The 22,278-nt window shown below is 40.1% G+C and carries 20 protein-coding genes and 1 tRNA gene; 15 read left to right on the top strand and 6 right to left on the bottom strand.

The genetic code is table 11. The annotated features are described in order from the left end of the window. Position 1: 1 nt before the first annotated feature. Positions 2 to 802, top strand: a complete 801-nt coding sequence (gene larC, locus DSBG_RS01785) for a nickel pincer cofactor biosynthesis protein LarC (RefSeq protein WP_068962524.1) — start codon at positions 2 to 4, stop codon at positions 800 to 802. Positions 803 to 823: 21 nt separating this feature from the next. After that, positions 824 to 1,810, top strand: coding sequence for a rhomboid family intramembrane serine protease (locus DSBG_RS01780; RefSeq protein WP_083236683.1), 987 nt, complete (start codon positions 824 to 826; stop codon positions 1,808 to 1,810). A 262-nt stretch (positions 1,811 to 2,072) separates the two neighbouring features. Here DSBG_RS01780 and DSBG_RS22775 read toward each other — a convergent pair whose 3' ends face one another. Further along, positions 2,073 to 2,240 carry a hypothetical protein gene (locus tag DSBG_RS22775; protein ID WP_009615111.1) on the bottom strand — a complete coding sequence of 56 codons (168 nt, stop codon included), beginning with the start codon at positions 2,238 to 2,240 and terminating at the stop codon, positions 2,073 to 2,075. Between the two features lie 147 nt (positions 2,241 to 2,387). Here DSBG_RS22775 and DSBG_RS01775 point away from each other — a divergent pair, with 147 nt between their 5' ends. The 5 genes from DSBG_RS01775 to DSBG_RS01755 all read left to right on the top strand — a co-directional run bounded on the left by DSBG_RS01775 (position 2,388) and on the right by DSBG_RS01755 (position 9,668). Further along, positions 2,388 to 4,406 (top strand): penicillin-binding protein, encoded by a 2,019-nt coding sequence (locus tag DSBG_RS01775; protein WP_068962523.1) that lies wholly within the window; start codon positions 2,388 to 2,390, stop codon positions 4,404 to 4,406. A 73-nt stretch (positions 4,407 to 4,479) separates the two neighbouring features. Beyond that, positions 4,480 to 5,883, top strand: coding sequence for a dipeptidase PepV (gene pepV / locus DSBG_RS01770; protein WP_068962522.1), 1,404 nt, complete (start codon positions 4,480 to 4,482; stop codon positions 5,881 to 5,883). 61 nt (positions 5,884 to 5,944) lie between these two features. Then, positions 5,945 to 6,020: transfer RNA gene (locus DSBG_RS01765), tRNA-Lys, on the top strand. Between the two features lie 398 nt (positions 6,021 to 6,418). Continuing rightward, the gene (locus DSBG_RS01760; RefSeq protein ID WP_068962521.1) at positions 6,419 to 8,656 is read left to right on the top strand and encodes an ATP-binding cassette domain-containing protein; all 2,238 of its coding nucleotides are present in this window, start codon (positions 6,419 to 6,421) and stop codon (positions 8,654 to 8,656) included. A gap of 145 nt (positions 8,657 to 8,801) precedes the next feature. Continuing rightward, positions 8,802 to 9,668, top strand: coding sequence for an SAM-dependent methyltransferase (locus DSBG_RS01755; RefSeq protein ID WP_068962520.1), 867 nt, complete (start codon positions 8,802 to 8,804; stop codon positions 9,666 to 9,668). A 138-nt stretch (positions 9,669 to 9,806) separates the two neighbouring features. On the opposite strand, the gene DSBG_RS01750 is transcribed toward DSBG_RS01755, so the two are convergent. From DSBG_RS01750 to DSBG_RS01735, 4 genes are all read right to left on the bottom strand, one after another. Next, positions 9,807 to 10,607 (bottom strand): EFR1 family ferrodoxin, encoded by an 801-nt coding sequence (locus DSBG_RS01750; RefSeq protein WP_068962519.1) that lies wholly within the window; start codon positions 10,605 to 10,607, stop codon positions 9,807 to 9,809. Between the two features lie 244 nt (positions 10,608 to 10,851). Continuing rightward, positions 10,852 to 11,958, bottom strand: a complete 1,107-nt coding sequence (locus DSBG_RS01745; RefSeq protein WP_068962518.1) for an ABC transporter substrate-binding protein — start codon at positions 11,956 to 11,958, stop codon at positions 10,852 to 10,854. A 32-nt stretch (positions 11,959 to 11,990) separates the two neighbouring features. Continuing rightward, positions 11,991 to 12,797 (bottom strand): ABC transporter ATP-binding protein, encoded by an 807-nt coding sequence (locus tag DSBG_RS01740; RefSeq protein WP_068962517.1) that lies wholly within the window; start codon positions 12,795 to 12,797, stop codon positions 11,991 to 11,993. Then, positions 12,794 to 13,807, bottom strand: coding sequence for a FecCD family ABC transporter permease (locus tag DSBG_RS01735; RefSeq protein WP_068962516.1), 1,014 nt, complete (start codon positions 13,805 to 13,807; stop codon positions 12,794 to 12,796). The genes DSBG_RS01740 and DSBG_RS01735 overlap by 4 nt, the downstream gene beginning before the upstream one ends. 295 nt (positions 13,808 to 14,102) lie before the next feature. Between DSBG_RS01735 and DSBG_RS01730 the strand changes: the two genes are divergently transcribed. The 4 genes from DSBG_RS01730 to DSBG_RS01715 all read left to right on the top strand — a co-directional run bounded on the left by DSBG_RS01730 (position 14,103) and on the right by DSBG_RS01715 (position 19,034). After that, complete coding sequence (locus tag DSBG_RS01730) at positions 14,103 to 14,648, top strand: nucleoside-triphosphatase (RefSeq protein ID WP_068962515.1); 546 nt, start codon at positions 14,103 to 14,105, stop codon at positions 14,646 to 14,648. Positions 14,649 to 14,940: 292 nt separating this feature from the next. Continuing rightward, positions 14,941 to 16,512, top strand: coding sequence for a COG4705 family protein (locus tag DSBG_RS01725; protein WP_068962514.1), 1,572 nt, complete (start codon positions 14,941 to 14,943; stop codon positions 16,510 to 16,512). Between the two features lie 439 nt (positions 16,513 to 16,951). Then, positions 16,952 to 17,647, top strand: a complete 696-nt coding sequence (locus DSBG_RS01720) for a response regulator transcription factor (RefSeq protein ID WP_068962513.1) — start codon at positions 16,952 to 16,954, stop codon at positions 17,645 to 17,647. Beyond that, positions 17,637 to 19,034 carry a sensor histidine kinase gene (locus tag DSBG_RS01715; protein WP_068962512.1) on the top strand — a complete coding sequence of 466 codons (1,398 nt, stop codon included), beginning with the start codon at positions 17,637 to 17,639 and terminating at the stop codon, positions 19,032 to 19,034. Before DSBG_RS01720 ends, DSBG_RS01715 begins: the two co-directional genes overlap by 11 nt. 289 nt (positions 19,035 to 19,323) lie before the next feature. On the opposite strand, the gene DSBG_RS01710 is transcribed toward DSBG_RS01715, so the two are convergent. Continuing rightward, entirely contained in the window at positions 19,324 to 19,650 is a 327-nt protein-coding gene (locus tag DSBG_RS01710) for a hypothetical protein (RefSeq protein ID WP_068962511.1), read from the bottom strand. A 183-nt stretch (positions 19,651 to 19,833) separates the two neighbouring features. Here DSBG_RS01710 and DSBG_RS21570 point away from each other — a divergent pair, with 183 nt between their 5' ends. The 4 genes from DSBG_RS21570 (at position 19,834) to DSBG_RS01695 (ending at position 22,190) form a co-directional block, all read left to right on the top strand. Then, complete coding sequence (locus DSBG_RS21570) at positions 19,834 to 20,001, top strand: hypothetical protein (RefSeq protein ID WP_207647206.1); 168 nt, start codon at positions 19,834 to 19,836, stop codon at positions 19,999 to 20,001. A gap of 460 nt (positions 20,002 to 20,461) precedes the next feature. Beyond that, the gene (locus DSBG_RS01705; RefSeq protein ID WP_068962510.1) at positions 20,462 to 21,004 is read left to right on the top strand and encodes a hypothetical protein; all 543 of its coding nucleotides are present in this window, start codon (positions 20,462 to 20,464) and stop codon (positions 21,002 to 21,004) included. A gap of 92 nt (positions 21,005 to 21,096) precedes the next feature. Continuing rightward, positions 21,097 to 21,591, top strand: coding sequence for a GNAT family N-acetyltransferase (locus tag DSBG_RS01700; protein WP_176716134.1), 495 nt, complete (start codon positions 21,097 to 21,099; stop codon positions 21,589 to 21,591). Between the two features lie 200 nt (positions 21,592 to 21,791). Next, positions 21,792 to 22,190 (top strand): VOC family protein, encoded by a 399-nt coding sequence (locus DSBG_RS01695; RefSeq protein WP_068962509.1) that lies wholly within the window; start codon positions 21,792 to 21,794, stop codon positions 22,188 to 22,190. The last annotated feature ends 88 nt before the right edge of the window (positions 22,191 to 22,278 follow it).

Raw genomic sequence — 22,278 nt, 5'->3', positions numbered from 1 at the left:
GTTGAAAGTTTTGTATTGGGATACGTTTGCCGGTATTAGTGGTGATATGGCTCTCGGATCATTGGTTGCTTTAGGTGCTGATCCGGAAATAATAATTGATCAACTCCACTCAATCGGTTTAACGGAGTTTGTACTCGAAGTACGTTCGCGTCAAGTTCATGGAATTCAAGCAACAGATATTGATGTGGTCATTTCGGAAAACAAACATGATCATGCCCATTCTCCCAAACAGCATGATCATGCAAATGGACATAACCATAATCATGACCATAATCATGACCATAATCATAACCATTCCAATCGCCGTCTTCCGGATATTCAAAAGATGATTCTAAGTGGGGCTTTGTCCGAGCGCGCTCAAAAAAATGCCATGCAAGTTTTTAACGTTTTGGCAGAAGCAGAGGCCCATGTTCACGGAACCACTCCCGACCAAGTTCATTTTCATGAAGTGGGGGCTGTTGATTCTCTTGTTGATATTGTTGGGACTTGTATTGCCCTAGACCAGCTCGACATTGACTCGATTCAAGTCTCCACGCTTCCCTGGTCGTATGGTTTTGTCCATTGTGCCCACGGAACACTGCCATTACCCGCTCCGGCGACCCTTATGCTTTTGCAAGGGTACAAATTTCGGGAGTCAGGAATTACAGGTGAACTTATTACCCCAACAGGGGCTGCCCTCATCCGGGCCTTAGCCAAGCAATCAGCTTTTCCAGAGATGACGTTGCTTAATGTTGGTTATGGATCAGGGAAAAATGATTACGGCATTCCAAGTCTATTGCGAGCGGTTTTAGGGGAGATATAAAAAATTGAGGTGATACCATGTATGCTCGAACGAATTATTAATAATCTCAGGCAGAGTGGTTGGACACTTGTGGCTTTAGAAGGAAATTGGGTCTGCGCAACGCACGTGTCGCTAAAACGTGGACTTTTATTCGGTAACTTCAGTAAACTTCCTCTAGATTTTAAGCTGTGGATTCGTGATTATACTAATATTTCACAGTGGGAAGCGATTGTGTTTTGCCCGGAAGGGATGGATTCAGCGCGTTTAAAACAACATCAGTTCCCGGGTATTCAGCTATGGTACTGGGACACACAACAGGGCAACCTATTTCCCTTTCCACCAACCAAGGACCAGCGAATTCCCCGTTGGTTAAAGCAGCTCGCCAGCGGGAATCCTGCTTCTCTGGAAAGTGATTCCAAAGTGGGTAAGCATTTTGTCCCGTTCGTTACGTATGCTTTTTTGGGTATAAACCTTGTCGTTTTTCTATTGATGGTATTTGCCGGATTAAGTCTGTTTCCAAGCAATAGTTCAGGATTGACCGACCAACGCGTTCTTATAACCTTTGGAGCTAAAGTTAATGATCTGATTCAAGCGGGTGAAGTCTGGCGTTTGTTAACAAGCATCTTTATCCATATCGGTATCATCCACCTCGCCTTTAACCTCTATGCTTTGTGGGCTTTGGGTCCTTTAACCGAAGAATTTTTTGGGCATCCTAAGTTCTTAATGATTTATATGTTCAGCGGACTAGGAGGGTCAATAGCTAGCTATTTATTTTCTCCAGCCCTTTCGGCAGGGGCCTCGGGAGCAATTTTTGGACTTCTAGGAGCATTGTTGTATTACAGTATTAAACGGCCCTATCTTTGGAAATCCGGCTTGGGTATGAATCTTGTCGTTGTCATTTTAGTGAATTTTGGATTCGGAATCAGCCAACCAGGAATTGATAACTATGCACATCTGGGAGGACTTCTTACAGGAACGCTAACCAGCATTTTTTTAACCAAAGAAAGTATCCAAGATATTAGACAGTAACGTGCCACAGCTGAAAGCGATTACCAAAGTTTCATAATAATACCTTATTTTTGCAGCATATTTATGCCCCCTCTAAGGACAAAATACAATCAAGAGCTTGCGGTTTCTTAGCAAGGTGGCTTTTAATATTGCCATCGATAGTTAAGAAAACGTAAGCTCTTTTGAGTTTTTTCAGCGTAGCTAATTAACGCCCATCTAAAAAATCTAAAATTGTTTCTTTAGCTTCTATAGCAAAATTGAATCGAAAATATAATATTTAGGTTTAAGTATTCGTTTGTTGTGCTGTGCGGTGAATCTCAATAAAGAACTCACTTACTTCTTGAGGGGTTGGAATATGTTGATCGACGTGACCTAACTCTTTAGTGACGACTGCAAAGGCATTTAACCAAGCCATGGTAATTCGAGTGGCAATCTCTTGAGGGCTATTCATATCCTTAAATCCCCTTCCTTATTTTTGTGATAGTCTATGGTTCACTTGGGCAAATTGTGCAAGTAACACTTATTCAAATCGTCTAAAAAAGGGTTAGGAAGAACGCTGTTAAATGCTATAATAGATAAGGAGAAATGAGGGGAAGCTTTGAAGAAAAAAAGAAAACTTAATAAACATTACTTTTCACGTGATCGTTGGGTCTATGTAGGATTATCATTGGTCATTATTCTTGTATTCGGAAGGCTTATTACCCTTCAAGTAGTTCAAGCTTCTGACCTTAAAGCAAAAGGGATTGAGCGTCGAACAACCGATCAAAGCCTTCGACCAGAAAGAGGCGCTATCTATGATGCTCAAGGCAATGTCTTAGCGCAAAGTATCCCAGTTAAGCAAATTTATGCAGACCCCAAAACGTTGGGTGATCTGATCACTAAAAAACAATTCAAAAGCACAAAAGAGGATGTAGCCAAGGAGCTGGGAAGTATCTTGGGAATAGACACAAAGACTATTCAAGATAAACTCAATAAAAACTTATTGTGGATAAGCTTGGCGCATCAAGTGGATATCGATAAAGCTGATAAAATTATGGCTTTGAAAATTCCCGGAGTCGGAACGACTGATGAAGAAAAACGTATTTACCCTATGGGAAACTTTGCTGCCGCTGCACTCGGGATCGTGAATCTCGACGGTCACGGAGTAGAAGGAATTGAATCGTATTATGATAACGAATTATTCGGAAAACCCGGTTTTCAGTCTCAGGAACAAGATACTCGTGCACGTTCCATCCTTGATACTCTCCATCAAAACGATCCTTCAAGCCCTGGGAACTCGATAACCTTAACCTTAGATTCAACAATTCAATATTTTGTTGAACAACAGCTGGATAATATCCAGAAAACCACTAAAGCTAATTCGGTAACGATTCTAGCCATGGATCCTAAGACTGGACGTGTTTTGGGGATGGGATCCCGTCCTACCTTTGATCCCACGAATTACTCTAAAGCCACGCCTGATGAACGTCGCAATCTTTCAATCGCAATGTCTTATGAACCAGGATCAACCTTCAAGATAGTTACCGGATCAGCTGCTTTGGAGGAGGGCGTTATTCATCCGGATGATACCTTTGCTGATCCAGGCTACCTACGAGTTGCGCCTCGTTATATTACAAACTGGGACTCTGACCAAAAGCCGCACGGTAACCCTACATTTACACAAGGGATGGAGTTGTCCTCGAATGTCGTATTGGCTCAAGTAGGTCTGAAGTTGGGACTTAGTCCTTTCTATACGTATCTAAAAGCATTTGGTTTTGGCTCTAAAACAGGTATAGATATTGCAGGTGAACAAAGTGGCTTAATCCTTCCCCAAGACCAAGTTCGAGATGCTGATTTGGCAACAATGGCGTTTGGCCAAGTTAATTCAGTTACCCCGATCCAGTTATTAACTGCCATTTCTGCTGTTGCCAACGGGGGGACACTTTATCGCCCATACATAGTTGATAAAATTACAACGCCTGATGGCCAAGTCGTTAAACAGCAAAAGCCGACTCCTGTACGCCAGGTTATCTCTAAAGCGACTGCTTCACAAATGACGAATGTCCTTGAAAAAGTCGTTTCCGAAGGTACTGGACATCTAGCTCAAATCCCAGGCATTAAGGTTGCAGGTAAAACGGGAACGGCTCAGAAAGTTGACCCTAAAACTGGAGCCTATTCAACGACGGATTTCATTGCCTCCTTCACTGCGTTCGCTCCTGCTGAGGATCCAAAAATTGCTGTGCTGGTTACTATTGATACGCCTAAATCAGAGGAAGGCCATCAAGGCGGAACGTTAGGAGGACCTCCAACTAAGGCGATTATAGAAGGAGCCCTGCAATATTATGGTCTTCCAGTGGATAAAAATACTATGAGCACCGTCTCCATTTCTCCCAGCGATTCTGCTGTCAGACCATCGCCCAAACCGGTAACCCCTGAGCGTACACCCGTAGGCGGAGAGGTTGTTGTTCCGGATTTAACAGGCTTGACCATACGGCAGGCGGGAGAAATACTGGCAAAATCAGAGCTTCATTTTAACTTTACCGGCAGCGGCTTAGTCAATCAACAATCCCTCCTCGCTGGAAAGGTTGTGACCAAGGGTACAACCATTAACGTCAAGTTTTCTTCCCTAGTACAGTAAATCAAACTTCATTTGTTTAATTTGGGTATGCTACGATAAGTTGTAACAATACTGAATTATGGAGGAATAAAAGATGCGTCTCGACCAACAGATTGATTTAATGAAAGAAGACATAGTCTCTGCCATTCAAGCATGTATACAGATTAAGAGTGTCAAGGACGTTGAACACGCCGCTCCTGGTGCTCCATTCGGACCAGGAATTCAAGAAGCCCTAGAGTGGACCTTAGCATTGGGAGAGAAATTTGGCTTTACTGTCAAAAATGTTGCAGGATATGCTGGTCATATTGAAATGGGTAGCGGGGACCTTTTAGGAATTCTGGGCCATCTCGATGTCGTTCCAGAAGGGGATGGATGGTCTGTCCCGCCCTATAGTGCAACCATCCAAGACGGGAAAATTCTAGGTCGTGGTGCTTTAGATGACAAAGGACCATCTTTGACAGCGCTTTTTGCCATGAAGGCAATCAAAGATGCTAACATTCCTTTAAATATGAAAGTACGCCTCATTTTAGGCACTGATGAGGAGTCCGGGTGGGCCGATATGGATTATTATCTTCAAAAAGAAGAAGTACCACAAATCGGATTTGCACCGGATGCTGAGTTTCCAGTAATTCATGCCGAAAAAGGAATTCTTCATCTTGAATTGAGTAAATCCTATGCAGCTTCTTTTCCCCATCTTGTCCGAGTTCAGGGTGGAGAGCGGGCTAACGTTGTTCCAGATGTTTGTGAAGTTACCTTAAAAGGGATTGCTGACCAGGTCATTGCCAAGCAATTGAAGGAGTTCTCTTTTCCAAATGGAGTTAGTTGTGAGCTTAAAAACCAAAATAATGAACAGATAATTATGCTCACCTTTAAGGGTGTTGGAGCTCATGGAAGTCTGCCCCAAAAAGGTAAGAATGCTATAATTTATGCGTTGCAATTTCTTAGGACTTTACCTCTAAGCGCTGAAGAACAAGGTGCACTTGATTTCATTTTGAAATATCCTGGCACAGGTTTTTATGGGGAAGGTTTTGGAATCGCTTTAAGTGATGAACCTTCTGGCAGACTTTCGCTCAACTTGGGCATTTTAGAATTAAGTTCCGACAAGATGAACTTTGTGCTTGATATTCGTTATCCAGTTACGTATAAGCGAGACGATGTTTTTCTTCCAATAGAAAAAATTGCCCAGAGCGAGCAATATGGTATTAAGGTATTAAATCATCAGGAAGCACATCACGTACCAAAAGACAGCACCTTAGTTCAGTCTCTGCTCAAAGCTTATACCGATGTTACCGGACTCGAGCCCTTTGCCTTTGCCATTGGGGGAGGAACTTATGCTAAAGCGCTGCCTCAAGGGGTCGCCTTTGGACCCGTATTTCCCGGCGAACCGGAAGTGATTCATTGTGCCGATGAATACATCACGATCGATAACCTTCTCTTAACGACCAAAGTGTACGCCCAAGCTATACTTAACTTAGCAGCTGACCCGGAGAATAGATGACAAGCATAAAAAAGGCTTGACTATTTTATGCTTTAGAAGTATACTATTGATTGTTGTTAACGCGCCACTAGCTCAGCTGGTAGAGCATCCGACTCTTAATCGGCAGGTCCCTGGTTCGATCCCTGGGTGGCGCACCAAAACGAAATTTGATATCAGGCATTTCAGAATACTGAGATGCCTGATATTTTTTTAGGGTATCTACGTTTTCTATAAGGTTATGGATATATAATGTAGATCCAGATGGGGTGTTTTCTGTAGAAATTCAATACGGACACTATCGGAATTATAGTACATATCGGGCCCGTTTCCCAGATTAAATGGTAAGTTAAAAGGTAACCACAAACTAAGAGTGTTAGAGGCGTGACTGTGGACTCAGGTATTAGGTAATGCTATAGCATATTCCCACCTCAAGAATTGTACATAGCATGGAGGTTAAGCTTTTCGCAGTACTTTCCAATATCATGACGAGATCGAAAGCTTTTTGCGTTAATCGAAACGGCTGATTTAAAAAAAATTCTATATAAGGAGACCAAATATGGAACATGAGAATATCGAAATAGTAGGTGCACGTGCGAATAACTTAAAGAATATCAGTTTGAAAATTCCGAAAAAGAAAATAACAATTTTTACTGGAGTTTCAGGGTCAGGTAAGTCATCGATTGTATTTGAAACGATTGCTCAGGAAGCTGGCCGGCAATTGAATGAAACCTTTAGCAAATTTATTCAAATTTATTTACCTAAGCATGGTCATCCGGATGTTGATGCGATTGAAAACCTATCGTTAGCAATCACAGTTGATCAAAAGAGGATAGGCGGTAATTCACGTTCAACACTCGGAACAATAACGGATATCAATCCACTAATCAGGCTGCTGTTTTCACGAATCGGACAGCCGCATATTGGCCCTTCCAATTATTTTTCGTTTAATGACCCAAATGGAATGTGCAAGACCTGTGAGGGGATCGGAAGGATAGTAACACTTGATCTTGACAAAGCGTTGGATAAAGAGAAGTCGTTAAACGAAGGGGCGATTTTGTTGCCGGGCTATAAACCTGGTAATTGGCAGTGGAAAATGTATGCCTCAACAGGCTTTTTTGATTGTGACAAAAAAATCAAGGATTATTCAAAAGAGGAATACGACAAGCTTGTATATTGTAAACCGGTAAAAATTAATTCGGCCATCGTTGACGGAATGAACACCACTTATGCAGGTCTTGTTGAGAGATTCATAGGTCAGAACATCAAAACCGAGTTTGAAAAATCGGAGGCATCAAAGAAGAAAATTGAGCCATTCGTCACTGAAAAGCAGTGCCATGATTGTGGGGGCAAACGATATACCGAAAGTGTTTTGTCGTCGAAGATCATGGGATATTCAATAGCAGATTTTTTGGGTATGCAGGTGGATGCGCTACTGGAATTGATACAAAAAACAGATGATAATAGCGTAAAGCCTATTATTAAAAATTTGACTGAGCAGTTGAATGATTTAATACAGATTGGGCTAGCTTATGTAAGCTTGGATAGAGAAACTTCTACATTATCCGGTGGGGAATCACAACGTGTTAAAATGGTCAAGCACCTTACCAGCAGCTTGACGGATGTCATGTATATTTTCGATGAGCCAAGCATCGGATTACACACCAGAGATGTGCACAGGCTTAACGAACTGCTTATAAAATTGCGAGATAAAGGCAATACAGTAATCGTGGTAGAGCATGACCCTGATGTCATAAAGGTTGCCGATTACATCGTGGATGTTGGGCCACATGCAGGCACAAACGGCGGTAGGATCGTGTTTGAGGGCAGCTATAACGACCTTTTGAAATCCAAGACGCTTACAGGAGAATATATTGGAAGGAGCTCGCCGATTAAGAGTAAGCCAAGGACAAGTAAAGCTTTCTATGAAACGAAAAAGAGTAGTTTATACAATTTGAAAAATGTCAGTTTACGAATACCTAAAGGTATATTTACTGTTGTTACAGGAGTTGCCGGTTCCGGCAAGTCTACGCTTGTTAATGGTGTCTTTGCAAAGGAATTTAAAGATGCCATCATTATCGACCAGTCCGCAGTCAGCGCAAATTTACGTTCAAATCCAGCAACCTTTACTGGCATTATGGATGAAATACGTAAATTGTTTGCTGATGAAAACAAGGTAAGCGCTGGATTATTCAGTTATAATTCACAGGGTGCATGCGAGGCTTGTAAAGGGCGAGGTTATATCGAAACAGATCTTTCTTTCATGGATTCTATTGAAACCATTTGTGAGGAATGCGGCGGTAGACGGTATAAGCATGAGGCTTTGGAGTATAAGTACAATGGTAAGACCATTGTTGAATTACTTGATATGACCATTGCAGAAGCGGTTGAGTTTTTTGTTCAAAAAGAAATCAAAAACAAGCTGAAGTATATTGTCGATGTCGGTCTGCATTATATGACGCTGGGACAGCCGTTAGACACCCTTTCCGGTGGAGAATGTCAACGTTTAAAGCTTGCCAAGGAATTAAGCAAAAAGGGTAATATCTATATCATGGACGAGCCTACAACTGGTTTGCATATGTCTGATATTACCGGCATTTTGACCATTATTGATCGTCTTGTTGACAAGGGCAATACAGTTATTGTCATAGAACATAACCTGGATGTAATTCGTAATGCCGATTGGATTATTGACGTAGGTCCTGAGGGTGGCAGCAGGGGTGGACAGATTCTTTATGAAGGAACACCTGGTAACTTGAGAAGCTGTAAAGAGTCGATTACTGCAAAATACTTGTAAACGAGTGGGAGTTTAGTCTCCCCTGACTCACTAAAACGGCCCTTTATTACGAGTCTGAGTGTCGGGCGCGAGATAAGCAAGGAGGTTGATATCACATCAGCAAGGGTGTAACATCAGGGGACTAATTGACAAGGGGGAATATATCATGGCCAAAGCGGCTGCTAAAACGGGTGCCGGTCCTACGGCAGTCATTGCAATTGAGCAATACTTTCCCAAAAAGGAACGCATCATCGAAGATGAATTGGCTTATAAAATACTACCAAATGGGGCTAGAGCATTTCTATGGTTTATGAACTTTAAGTTGGTCAGGAATTGGATGGTTCGGGCAACAGAGAAAGATGCTCCCGGTATATGGAGCGGTATGATGTGCAGAAAACGCTATATTGATGAAAAACTAATCGATTCACTTAATCAGATTGACGCTGTAGTAAATCTGGGTGCGGGATTTGATACTCGAGCATATCGGCTACCCGCCATTTCAGGTAAACCTGTTTTTGAGCTTGATCAACCTCAAAACATTAAATCAAAGAAGGAGCGACTTCTTAACGTCTTCGGTTCAATACCCTCACATGTCAGACTCGTTGAAATTGACTTTGATCATGAAGATCTTGGTACTGTCCTAAAATCGAACGGATACTCGACGGACAAACGGACATTTTTTATATGGGAAGCTGTTACACAATATCTGACAGAGAAAGGCATTAGATCAACCTTTGACTTTCTGGCTCAGGCCGCAACGGGTAGCCGTATTGCTTTCACATATGTCATCAAGGACTTTCTTGATGGCCGAGCGATGTATGACTGGGAAAAAGGCTACAAAAAGTGGGTAACAAAGGAAATATGGATTTTTGGGATGGAGCAGAGAATGTGGTCAAATTTTCTTAAAGATTATGGTTGGGAAGTAATAGAGGACGTGGGTTACGATGAATTAGCTGATAAATATGTTAAACCGTCTGGTCGGATACTTGCCTCAACCCCAATCGAGCGAATGGTTTATGCTGAAAAGTTATAATAAGAGGATGATCTTTGTCGTGGCAAAGGTTGTCCTCTTGAATTATATTCATTAGGTTAGCGGGCAGTTTATATCATTTGGAAAGGAGAGTATCAATGAAAACGATAATTATTGTTGAAAAGAATTATCCTTTGGTCTTTAAAAAAAGAATACCGGCTCTTTTCGCTCTTTATACAGTTTATTTAATCGCATAGCAGCATCTTTGACTAGACCGGTTTTCATAGTTCTGGCGTTTTGAGGACAGTTCTTGATGCAGGCACAACACGTGATGCATTTTTCCTGATCAATCAAATTACTATTTTCTGAATCGATAGCACCAACAGGACACCCTTCAGCACAAATTCCGCATTGCGTACACTCATTACTAATTGCTATGAAATCAACACTCCATAGCTTCGAATCTCCTCTATAGGGATAGTTGCCAGGTATATTTATATCAGAAATGTGATCGACTGATAAAACAGATAGAAGTTTTTCCTTTATTTTACGTCCGAATAATTCTGCGTGATTTAAGTCACTTGCATCAGGACGGGCTTCGGCTATCGGAGTTTCGGAACTAGAAAAGGAGTGTTCTCCAATATAGGCTGCACAGGCGATCGGCATACATCCGCGTTTTATCAAAATATCTTTAAGCTCAAGTAGTGCATCGTCATACACACGATTACCATAAACGACGATACATACAGCAGGTGTATTACAAGCTTTAATCGCATGCAGCCATTCAATTAAAAGTGCAGGCACTCTTCCTATATAAACTGGCACTGCAACAACAAGTAATTCATTTTCCGATGTTTGTAATTGTTGTTTTCTCGCATCTGGTTTCGTAATATCTATTAGTTCCACAGTGCTTTGATTAATTCCGCGCGCAATACCTTGAATAATCGCTTTTGTTGTCCCCGTAGGTGAAAAACAAACTAGTTTTAGTGATTGTATTTTCATGACATGTCCTCCTTTAATTTTTAGACTTTCTGCAAGTTAATAAAAATTTTTTGTTTATTTTACCAGTTCTTCAAGAATTATAGTAATACAAATTTTATTATGTTACTAGGAGTGAAATTATACTGGTATAAATTATCTAGATAGGATTGATCAGCAACGCGTTGACGTACTCCTGGCTTGAGAATCAAAGGGGAGCATCGCTTACTACTAAAAGTAGTTTGGCGACACTCCCGGGTGGCAGTGATTAGCGCAAAATCGAATTGGCTACCAATGCTTTGTATTGAGCTTCCGTTAATTTGGAGTGATAGAATAAATCGTAATAACGTGCTGCTTCTTTATAGAGATCATACTGGGTTTGGTCGGGATATAACAACTGAGTAAGCCAAATCATGCCCATATAACGGTTGACAGAGGGAGGGGAGCCCATCCAGTTATAAGGGCCAAGGGGCACTTCGTAATAGTTGCCATTCTTGATGGCCTTTATTCCCTGCCAGGACTTCTCCTGGGCAACCGTGCTGTAAATGCTGTCAGGGGCAAAAATAATCACATCAGGGTTCCACAAGATGATCTGTTCTAAATCCACTGGATTTCCGTTACCCTTGCTGGAGATGTCTTTGACCACGGCCACATTGTTGCCGACCTGATCAAGAATCTCGGCGTGGAATGAGCCTTTGGCCAGGACATTAAGCCCCTTATCTCCGGAACAATAGAGCAGATTCACTTTACCGTCTTCGCCGACCTTTTTCATAATCTCATCGGTATTCTGCTTGATTTCTTCACAGTATTGGTTGAGGACTGCAGCTTCTTTTTCTCTGCCCAGCAGCTTGCCAAGCATCCGATAGGCGTCGCCCATGGTTTCCGTGGTTGCGTTGATATGAACTGCGGGAATTCCCACCTGTTTTGTCAGCCCGTCCATATCATCCACGATGGTGGATTTAGGATCACCCACGTCAATGATAAGCTGGGGATTAACCTTGTCTATTTCCTCAAGATTCAGATCCGCAGTTCCGTACAGCTGCCCCAGAACGGGGAGATTGTAGTATTTGGTAGCGAGATATTGCTCAGCAACCGGAGCCCATTTTCCGGAAAGACCCACAAACATATCCGGGGCCAAGGCAAAGAGGACGATCTGAGCCATAGAGCCGGAAGGGACAATGCGGGTAATATGCTTGGGGATTTCAACGACTCGCCCGGCTGAATCCATAAAACTGACCGTTGCTTTGTCATCCGTACCCTTGTTGGCGGGCGCTGACGCAGGCTGGTTGGGCTCGCCGGTGAGTTTGCCGCAGGCTGTTGTCATGGTCAGGGCTAAACAAAAAACAATGAGCACTGCGATAAGTTTTTTTCTCATGGGAAGTCCTCCTTAATATTTAATTTCTAATGTTAAGAGCAAAATTGTTGCGGGCATTTGCTTTCGATTATGCTCTTAGGAATGCAGACTCTGGCTTTGTCTTCATAGAGGCTTTGCAGCTCAACTTCTATTCCGTAGAGCTGTTGAATGAGCTCTTGGGTAAGCACCTCACAGGGTGCGCCTAGAGCCAGAACTTTGCCATCCTTCATAGCCATTACTCTGTCCGAAAATAAAAAGGTCTGATCCGGATTATGAGTGGATTGGATAATGGTATACCCTTCTTTGGCCAAGGATTTTATCTGGGTGAGAACCCGGATCTGGTTGCCGAAGTCCAGATTGGCAGTAGGTTCATCCAGGATTAGGATTCTGGCTTCCTGGACTAGGGCCCGGGCCATTAAAACAAGCTGCCGTTCTCCGCCGCTGATCTGGGTGTAGCCCCGCTGCTTTAAATGAGCGATGCCCAGGCGTTCCAAAGCAGACTCCGCAAGTTTGCGCTGTTTGGTGCCCGGGCTGGAAATAGTGGATACCTGAACGGTGGTGCCCATGAGAACCATATCGAAGACCGTATAGTTAAAGGAAGGATAGTGTGATTGAGGGATATAGGCGATGACCTGGGCCATTTCCTGGATCCCAAAATTACGAATGTCAATGCCGTTCAAAAGAGCCTGCCCTTTATATTTGCTGAGCAGACCGAGGATACAGCGAAACAGCGTGCTTTTTCCTGTACCATTCGGCCCCAGGATAGATAACAATTCCTTATCCTTGGCCACAAAGCTGATCCCATCGAGAATAAGCCGATCCCCATAGCTGAAACTCAGATTAGCCACCTCAATACTCAAAAACTTTCCCCCTTTCTGGTAATTAAGTAAATGAAAAAGGGTGCCCCGATAAAAGCAGTGAGTATCCCCAGGGGGATTTCCGTTGTAAACAAATTTCTTGAGAAATTGTCCACAAACAAGAGGAAAATTGCCCCGAGTAACATGGATGCGGGCATAAGATGATTGAAATTGTTTCCCACCAGTTTTCTGGCCAAATGGGGGATGATCAGACCTACCCAGCCGATCATGCCGCTTACGGATACACTGGCTGCCGTGACAATGGTGGCGCAGATGATGACCAGCAGGCGGATTTTACGGACATTGACTCCCATGGTCTTGGCTTCATCGTCCCCTAAAGTGAGAACATTCAAGCGCCAGCGCAGAAGCAGCAAAGGAATAAGCCCAAGGCTCATGGGTATTATGGAGAATAAAATATCGCTGAACTTTGCTCCCGCCAGGCTTCCCATCAGCCAATAGGTGATAGCGGGAAGCTGATCGGTGGGATCAGCCACTAATTTGATAAACGATGTACCCGCGGAGAAGAGGGAGCTGATCATGATTCCCGACAGAACTAAAGCCAGAATGCTTTTTCCTTGGGCACGCTGACTGATAAGAAACACTAAAGCCACCGTCAGAAGTGAGAAGAAAAAGGCGCTGCAGGTAATAAAAGTACTGTTTCTGTAATAGAGGATCGCCAAAGCAGCTCCAAAGGCGGCCCCCTGAGAGGCCCCCAAGACATCCGGCGCCGCCATAGGGTTTTGAAAAACCCCTTGATAGGCTGCGCCCGCAGCAGCTAGGCAGCTGCCCACCAGACAGGCTAAAAGGATGCGCGGTAGCCTGATATTGAGCAGCACAATTTCAACCTGTACGGGCCAAAATTTCTCTAGGGGATAAAATTTGGAGAGCAAAATTCCCAGGAGTTCTTTGCTGGGGATAGGGTAGCGGCCAAACCGAATGGAGATGATGATTGAGAAAATGAGCAAAATGCCCAGACTGAAGACCACTACTTGATTCCGATTCATTTTCCTCATATGCTTACCGCCTTCTAAAGATACTGTCATCAAAACGTACAGGAAAAATTAAGATGCAGGCAGAGGGTTTGAGAGAGGAAAAAGCCGGCAAGAGAATAAGTAATTTCCTGATTTGTTAAAAATTATACAAGGGGAGAAACATTTTGTCAACGAACATAAACAAACACTAATGTAAGTAAGCAAATAAAAACCAATATAAATAAACTGGACAAAAGGCTGATAAATGGATAAATTATAGATACCAAATAAAATAACAGAATAAAAACAAAGATAACCAAAAGGGGTTCTATGAGCAGTGCATATCTTTCTGACCGGTGAAATCCAAATCGGCAAAAGCACAGTCATCAACAAGACTCTGGATTTATTAAAGATAACCCCTCAGGGTTTCCGGACTTACTTTGGACACGATCGGGCCAAAGGGGATAGACTGCTTTATCTGAATTCAGCAGCTCTGCCGCCGGCATACAATGAAAAAAAGGCCGTTGTGCGTTTTAGGGAAGGGCGGCAGCAGGAGGTTTTGAGCGAAAGATTCGACAGGTATGGAGCCCATTTGATTCGCGCGGCCAGGGCTGATTCTAATTCAGCCCTGATTTTAATGGATGAATGCGGCAGCCTGGAGAGCAGGGCTCTGGTATTTCAGCAGGAGATTTTAGCTGCCCTAGATGGCTCCAAGCCGATACTCGGTGTCGTCAAACTAGCCAGTAGCGGCTGGACGGACCAAATCAGAGAGCACGCCAAGGTGACTCTGCTTACGGTAACTCGGGAAAACAGAGATCTGCTGCCGCGGCTGCTGGCTCATTCATTCAGTAGAGTTCGGGCATTGTGTTATAAGGAGGATTAATTATTAAAATAATGTCCCAGGAAGGTATTAACTAAAGCGTTTTGAAATTTGTCAAGATGAAAATAGCTAAGGCGAAAGCCTTAGTTATTTTCATCTTGGGTTTTTTATGAAATTGATGTCTCCGCACCTAAAGAGTGGGAATATCTTTAAGGCGTGACGAAAGTGACATGCTTAACTAGCTCAGATAGTTTATATTAATATTTCTAATCCTATTCTAATCTTATTCTAATAAAGTTCTAAGACAAAATGTATATTATTGTTTTCGGAAAGAATTTTTAAAAGGAGATGCTAAATGGAAACGATCAAAGTAAATGAAACAAAAAGTATGCTAAGCAAAGTTCCTGAAGTAACAATTTTCTTTTGGATAATCAAAGTATTATGTACAACTGTAGGTGAAACATTTTCGGATTTCTTAAATGTCAACGTTGGATTGGGGTTAACCCTCACTACAATTATAATGGGAATAGCATTTGTCATAATGTTGTATTTTCAATTTAAAACAACAAAATATGTATCCGGAATTTACTGGGTAACAGTAGTCCTTATAAGCGTATTCGGAACGTTAGTTACTGATAATCTGACAGACGGAATCGGGGTACCGCTTGAGTTAAGTACAGTAGTTTTCAGTGTGCTATTAGGATTAACTTTTCTCTTTTGGTATCTAAGTGAAAAGACACTATCTGTACACTCAATTTATACAAGAAAAAGAGAAACTTTCTATTGGCTTACTATTCTTTTCACGTTCGCTCTCGGTACAGCAGTCGGCGACTTGTATTCAGAACAACTTGGCCTTGGTTATCTTCACACAGGAATATTCGTAGCTATCATAATAGCTTGTTCATTTTTAGCATGGAAATTGATTAACCTTGATTCTGTATTATCATTTTGGGTTGCGTATATTTTTACCCGCCCACTTGGAGCATCACTAGGAGATTTTCTATCTCAACCTAAAGAATATGGTGGATTAGGTTTTGGTACAACAGTTACCAGCGTGATCTTTCTTATACCTATTTCAGCGATAATAATTTTTCTTGCTGTTACAAAATGTGATACGAGCCCCAAAATTGAAATTGAAACAGTATCACCTAAGCAAACAAGCGAAAGTAAGAAAAACGTTTTATTACAAACCTTTACAGTATTGGTTGCATTCTTAATTGTTGGAATAGGTGGATATGTCTGGTGCAATAATAATATTGTGTCCAAAACAGATTCATCACCAACAACACTTAAAGGTCAATTAACAGATTTTATTAGAATTGAAAATGATATGCTAAAATACGCAAGCTCAAATAACTTTACTTCGGCAAAAACGAAAGCTGATGAATTAGAGCATGATTGGGATACATCTGAACCTAAATTGAGGAAGATCGATAGTTCAACATGGATACAAATTGACGGAACCATTGATAGCGTATTGTCGGCAGTGCGCTCAAAAAATCCTGACGCCAATAAATGCAAAACTGTACTTCAAAATTCTCTTAATGTATTAAGCGAGTCAAATAATGTTGCACCATCATCGAATTCTTTGCAAACATCATCTAAATTAACATCTCAATCAAACCCACAAACAACATCATCAACAAAATTAAAAGGACAATTAACAGATTTTATTACAATTGAAAATGAAATGCTAAACTACGTGAATTTAAAAAACTTTACGTCAGCAAAAAAGAAGGCTGACGAATTGGAGAATGATTGGGATACATCTGAACCTAAATTGAGGAAGATCGATAGTTCAACATGGATACAAATTGACGGAACCATTGATAGCGTATTGTCGGCAGTGCGCTCAAATAACCCTAATTCTGGAGAGTGCAAATCCGCTATTCAAAACTCAACCAACATTTTAAACGGTGCAAATTAATATAGAAAAAAACGGTCATTTATCTATATACGACTGTGTTTACTGCATATAGTGAAAACTCAAGATAGCTTAAAGGAAATGATTTTCGAAGCATGACTCTTAGTATCGCCTACTATTTAAATTATCTTTGGTAAAATCAACACGATAGTTTAACTAAGCCTAAATAAAAGTATTGCTTAAACTATAAGTAAATGAGATTAGAGCAAATTCTATTAGGAATGTTAATAAAATAATATTCTAAATAATGGAAAGATCTAATGTGTTTATTTGCCCCTAATACCTTATAGGCATTAGGGGCTTGATAGTATTGAAAAACCGATTATTAGTCTCGCCAAAGACATGGCAGTTATACAATGACTTAAACATGCAATATATGGATGACTTTTGGATTATGTGGGATTGACTGATAAACATTGAGGCAGATAGGAGTAACATTAATATGCTTCCTAAAAGGATATTGATTATAGAAGATGAAAAACAGATAGCTAGATTTCTTGAGCTTGAGCTAAAGCATGAGGGTTATGCCGTGGATATTGCATACGATGGCTGGGGTGGATTAAGAAAGATTGAAAAATATGTTCCGGATTTGATTTTACTTGATATTATGCTGCCTGAAATTGATGGCTTGGAAGTCTGTCGGAAAATACGACAGTTTTCCGAGGTGCCAATTATTATGCTTACTGCACGAGATGAAGTAACAGATATGGTCATGGGACTTGATATCGGAGCGGATGACTATATTACAAAACCATTTGTCATTGAAGTACTTTTCGCCCGGATAAGAGCTGCACTTAGAAAAAGAATTCCCTTAGCTCATAATTCAAAGGTTCTTATATCAGGCGATTTAAGGATGGATTTGTTAAAGCATCAGGTATTTAGGGGTAAAGAAGCAATTGAACTGACAAAGAAGGAGTACGACTTGTTGGAATATTTGCTGATGAACAAAGGAATTGTTCTTACCCGGGATCAGATACTGGGAAAAGTATGGGGTTATGATTATGTGGGAGATACAAATATTGTTGATGTTTATATTAGGTATTTAAGAAGCAAATTAGATGAGGCATATGAAAACAAGTTGATCCTAACTGTTCGAGGCGTTGGATACATCATCCGGGAGGAAAGGAATGAAAATTAAGTTATTTAAATCGCAAAAAATATCTTGGAAGCTAACGATTTATTATGCAACCATATTCTCACTTGTACTGATGATGTTGAGTGCTTCAGTGCTTTATGGCATAAGATTATACCTTATCAACCAGGCGATTAATAAGGCAATGGATACAAGTAACTCGATCATAGAAAGAATAAATGGTTCTACCGGTGAGCAGATGTCTCTGGATGATCCTGAATTATTTGCAGCAGAGCAAGACTCAACTATTAGTGCTAGAATAGTAAATTCTAAAAAAATTATGATAAATTCATTAAACAAATTCAACTGGTCTAAATTACAGATTTTAGCAGATAATTCGGTAAAAAAAACAGAAATAGATAAACTACATCTAGTGGTTGCAAATAGACAAATCTTAAATCGCGATAAGGTCATAGCATACCTGCAAGTTGTGGTTAACATGAATAAGGAATATGTATTCCTAGAGGCTTTATTTGTCCTTATGGCATGTGCTGACTTAGTCGGTATTGCGATTTCTCTATTTGCTGGTTATCTAATGAGCAGGAGGATGCTTTATCCAATTGATAGGATTACAAGGGCGGCTCAAAGTATAAGCGTTCATGATCTGAATCGAAGGATAGAGGTGAGCCAAACTGATGATGAGTTGTCAAGGCTTGCTAAGACATTTAATGAAATGATTGAAAGACTTCATTTATCTTTTGAAAAGCAAAAACAATTTGTGTCAGATGCCTCTCATGAACTTAGAACCCCTATATCCGTTATACTAGGATATATAGGCTTGATAGATCGCTGGGGTAAGGAAGATACAGATGTATTACATGAGTCAATTAATGCCATTAAAAATGAATCAATAGGAATGATGGAATTGATTGAAAAGCTTCTATTTCTTGCTAAAGGGGACAGCGGAAATCAAAAGCTCAAAATACACGAATTTAGCTTTAATGAGTTAATCGATGAAGTTGGCAAAGAAAGTGAATTAATCAGTCAAAAACATTTGATTCAATATACATCAGTTGGGGAAATTTCATTATTGGCAGATAGAAAAATGATTAAACAGATGCTTCGAGCGTTAATCGATAACAGTGTTAAATTTACGCCAGAAAATGGGTCTATTACATTGCTGGCATATAGCAATAATAATTCTGTAAATATTAATATAAAAGATACTGGTATAGGAATTCCGTCCCAGGAGGTTATCCGAATTTTCGATCGATTTTACAGAACAGATAAGGCTAGAGCGAAGGAAACAGGGGGGAGTGGACTAGGATTAGCAATTGTTAAATGGATAGTTGATGCACATAAAGGTAAGATTGCTGTTGAAAGCAACATTGGTGAAGGAACAAATATTACTGTTGAATTACCACAATTGATGAATTATAAAGCCGAAACCTAAATAAATAGCATTTAAGTAATGAAACTATTACACCGCCATAGTTTGCAGCAGTATCGCTTTCGGTAAATCGCCTTGCATCAAACCCATTAGAATCCATGCCACCAAATTTGTCAATGGAAGACTTAAATTCATAACTTAAATCACCCTGAATATTACCAGGGGCCCCTTTAAACTCCAGTACGGGTTGCCTATGATTCCAGCCATCATATTGGAGAACTCCTTTATCATCTGTCCAAAAGTGATTATAGTAGTTTATTATGACTTTCCCTTTCCAATTCTCGCCTTCTCCTTAATATACGGTTTGTTGTCCTCCATTTAAGTTGAAAAAAATCGCCTTACCTAAGTTCTTTAGTCTCGGTGAAATTTTCTGTGCATACTCTTCGTTGGGAAACTGGCTTAAACAAACAACTGTGATTGTATTTCTTGCGGCATAAGCCAAATTATATTGCCACTTTGGCGAAAACATATTTAAGTTTGAACCATTACTGTTTTTCCGGTTGTTTTCTTGCCAATGATCATAGATTGTGTTCCGGTCTCCGATAGAGGCAAAATTATAGATAAATAGCATTCCGTCGAAATCTTTGACTTGATAAATGTTGGGTTCAACCTGACCCATTTTGTAGTCTGCTGGGTTCACCGTTGAATTTGAGGTTAGTGTCAAACCTGATTGTTCGACGGTACGCGTAACATCCCTTACTGATAGAATATCCTTTTTAACCGCACTTCCTGCTCTATAGCTTACAACACCAATTCCTATGCTAGTGAGAATGATTAGAACAAGCCCGACCGCTTCGAAATAATGAAAGGTATAAAAATATTTTTTTATGATACTGATTCAGTAAAACAAGAATTCGAGAAATATGGATTGGTAGAGTTTTCAGAAATTGATGAGCCAAATAAGAATATGAAAAATAAACCTCCAGTAAACTTTATAATGATAAAATGTAAAAAAGAATTACCACATTAGCCAGAGCCATGGACTGACACTCTTATGGGCGGCCATGGAAACTAACGACTATTCTTCAGGTTTATTTTTAGAAATGTGATTATTGACATGCTTGTCAGATGAGTTTTAAGGAGGTGTGTAATGAGTTGAGTATTGTAGATATTCAACTTGCTGAAAGGAAACATGAACAGGCCATTTTTGAATGTGTAAGTATGAGTGGAACGCCGATTAGAAGACGGTTACAGACGAGTGTATTTTGTAAAACTTTTATAACTCAAATGTTCTTCAGGGCATGGAGTAAAGTGGGAGATAATTAGAGAAACTTATCGACGATTATGGTAGACTGTTCATGTAGTCAGAGTTAATTCGTATTGGTACTAGGTTTTGTCTTGACTCTGAAACTGCTAATTGTTCATAAAATCATGACTCAAATCGTTGTAATAACATGGTTACTAGATGCTTGTTATTAGGGGGGATGTTAATGGCAAAAGATAAGGTAAAATTTCTAGTAGTATTAGTTGGTATTCTACTGATAATTGGGTCTTGCGGATTTTCCGTATACATTAATAGTAAAGCATTCATTGCGAACAAAGACTTAACGCACGATGAACTAACAAAATGTATTGACCAATACTGGTTTCAGGGTAAACCAATAAACTTTATTATTGATTTAGAAGAAAATGTTGACAATTTGCATTTGCTGCTTTTGTCATACCGGCCAACCCCAAATTTTTCTCAAGTTACTGGACTTGCAGCATTTAAACGTCTGCCAAATAATAAATACAGATATGATACATTCTTTCAAGGGTCCCCTGTGGTATTGGTTACAAATAAAGGCACTAATTCAGAGAAAGATTATGGCGTATTTTTTGGCATGATTACTAATAATCAACCAACCAAGTATTTAATAACGGTTGATGGTGGCAAAGAGTTTACCGATACTCTTGAAAAGAACAAGTATTTTATCAGGGTATATGATTTGAACAAGCAAAAAGGGTTTGGAATGCGACCAATATATAATTAAATTGTTGGTCTTAATTTACTTCGCATTGTTATGCATTGATAGTAAGCGTTAGGAAAGGTTGCTTATTTTTTATATAAGAAGGGAGTGTCGGTTTGCAAATCAGAAAAGCAAAGCATGAGGATTTAAATATAATCATAGAAATGTTTAGGAATGCCATTAAGGTAATGAATGACAACAATATTAACCAATGGGATGACATTTACCCGACTAATATAAATCTCGAACAAGACGTATTAAATGGACAAATGTATGTTGGAATTAAAGATGGTGGAATCGTTTCAGCTTTAGTAATTAATAATGACTGTGAAGAAGAGTATAAGAATGGCAACTGGAGATATGACAATGACAAATTTGCCGTAGTACATCGACTGTGTGTTAACCCAATCCACCAAAATAAAAAAATCGGGAAAGACACTATGATTAAGATAGAGGAGCTATTGAAGACAGAGGGAATTCAATCTATAAGATTAGATGCGTTTTCTCTAAATCCATACGCCTCAAAAATGTATCAAACACTTGGATATCAAAAGGCTGGAGAAGCAAAGTGGAGAAAAGGATTATTTTATTTACTTGAGAAGAAATTATAAAGGACTTTTATTAAATATTCTTAAACTGTGACGCATTGGTAGGATATAACGAACAAAATGTCTATTTGTACAGTTTCTTAAAATTACATAATTTAGGTGTGTCATAAGGCTAGTTAAACCCTGAATATGACTCGCAAGGGATGTTATAATACAATTAAATTATACATAAGACTATAGATATGGAAAGGAGTAAATTCAAAATGGAAAAAGTAATACCATTCTTAATGTTTCAAGATGGTAAGGCAGAAGAAGCAATGAATTTTTATACTTCACTGATTGAGGATTCAGAAATTACAACCATAGTTCGGTATGGTGCTAATGAAGGTGGAGACGAAGGGACTATTATGCAAGCCAATTTTACCTTAAAAGGACAAGAATTTATGTGTATTGACAGTAATATAAAACATGAGTTCTCCTTTACACCATCGTTCTCAATCTATGTTACTTGCAATACTGAAGATGAAATTCGGAATCTTTATCAGAGACTCAATGAAAGCGGACAAGCACTTATGCCTCTAGATGATTATGGTTTTAGCAAAAAGTTCGGTTGGCTAAATGACCGCTTTGGAGTTTCGTGGCAACTAAATCTTCCTAAATAGACACAAGAACTTCATTTTTCACTGTTGATAGCAAGTAAAAAGCATAATTTATTATAAAGTTCGATAAAGAAGCCACCCCTTGTGGTAC

The organism is Desulfosporosinus cupriresistens (genome assembly GCF_001707885.1).
Classification (GTDB): domain Bacteria; phylum Bacillota; class Desulfitobacteriia; order Desulfitobacteriales; family Desulfitobacteriaceae; genus Desulfosporosinus.
The sequence above is the reverse complement of the archived record's forward strand: the minus strand, read 5'-3'. Positions and strand labels throughout refer to the sequence as shown.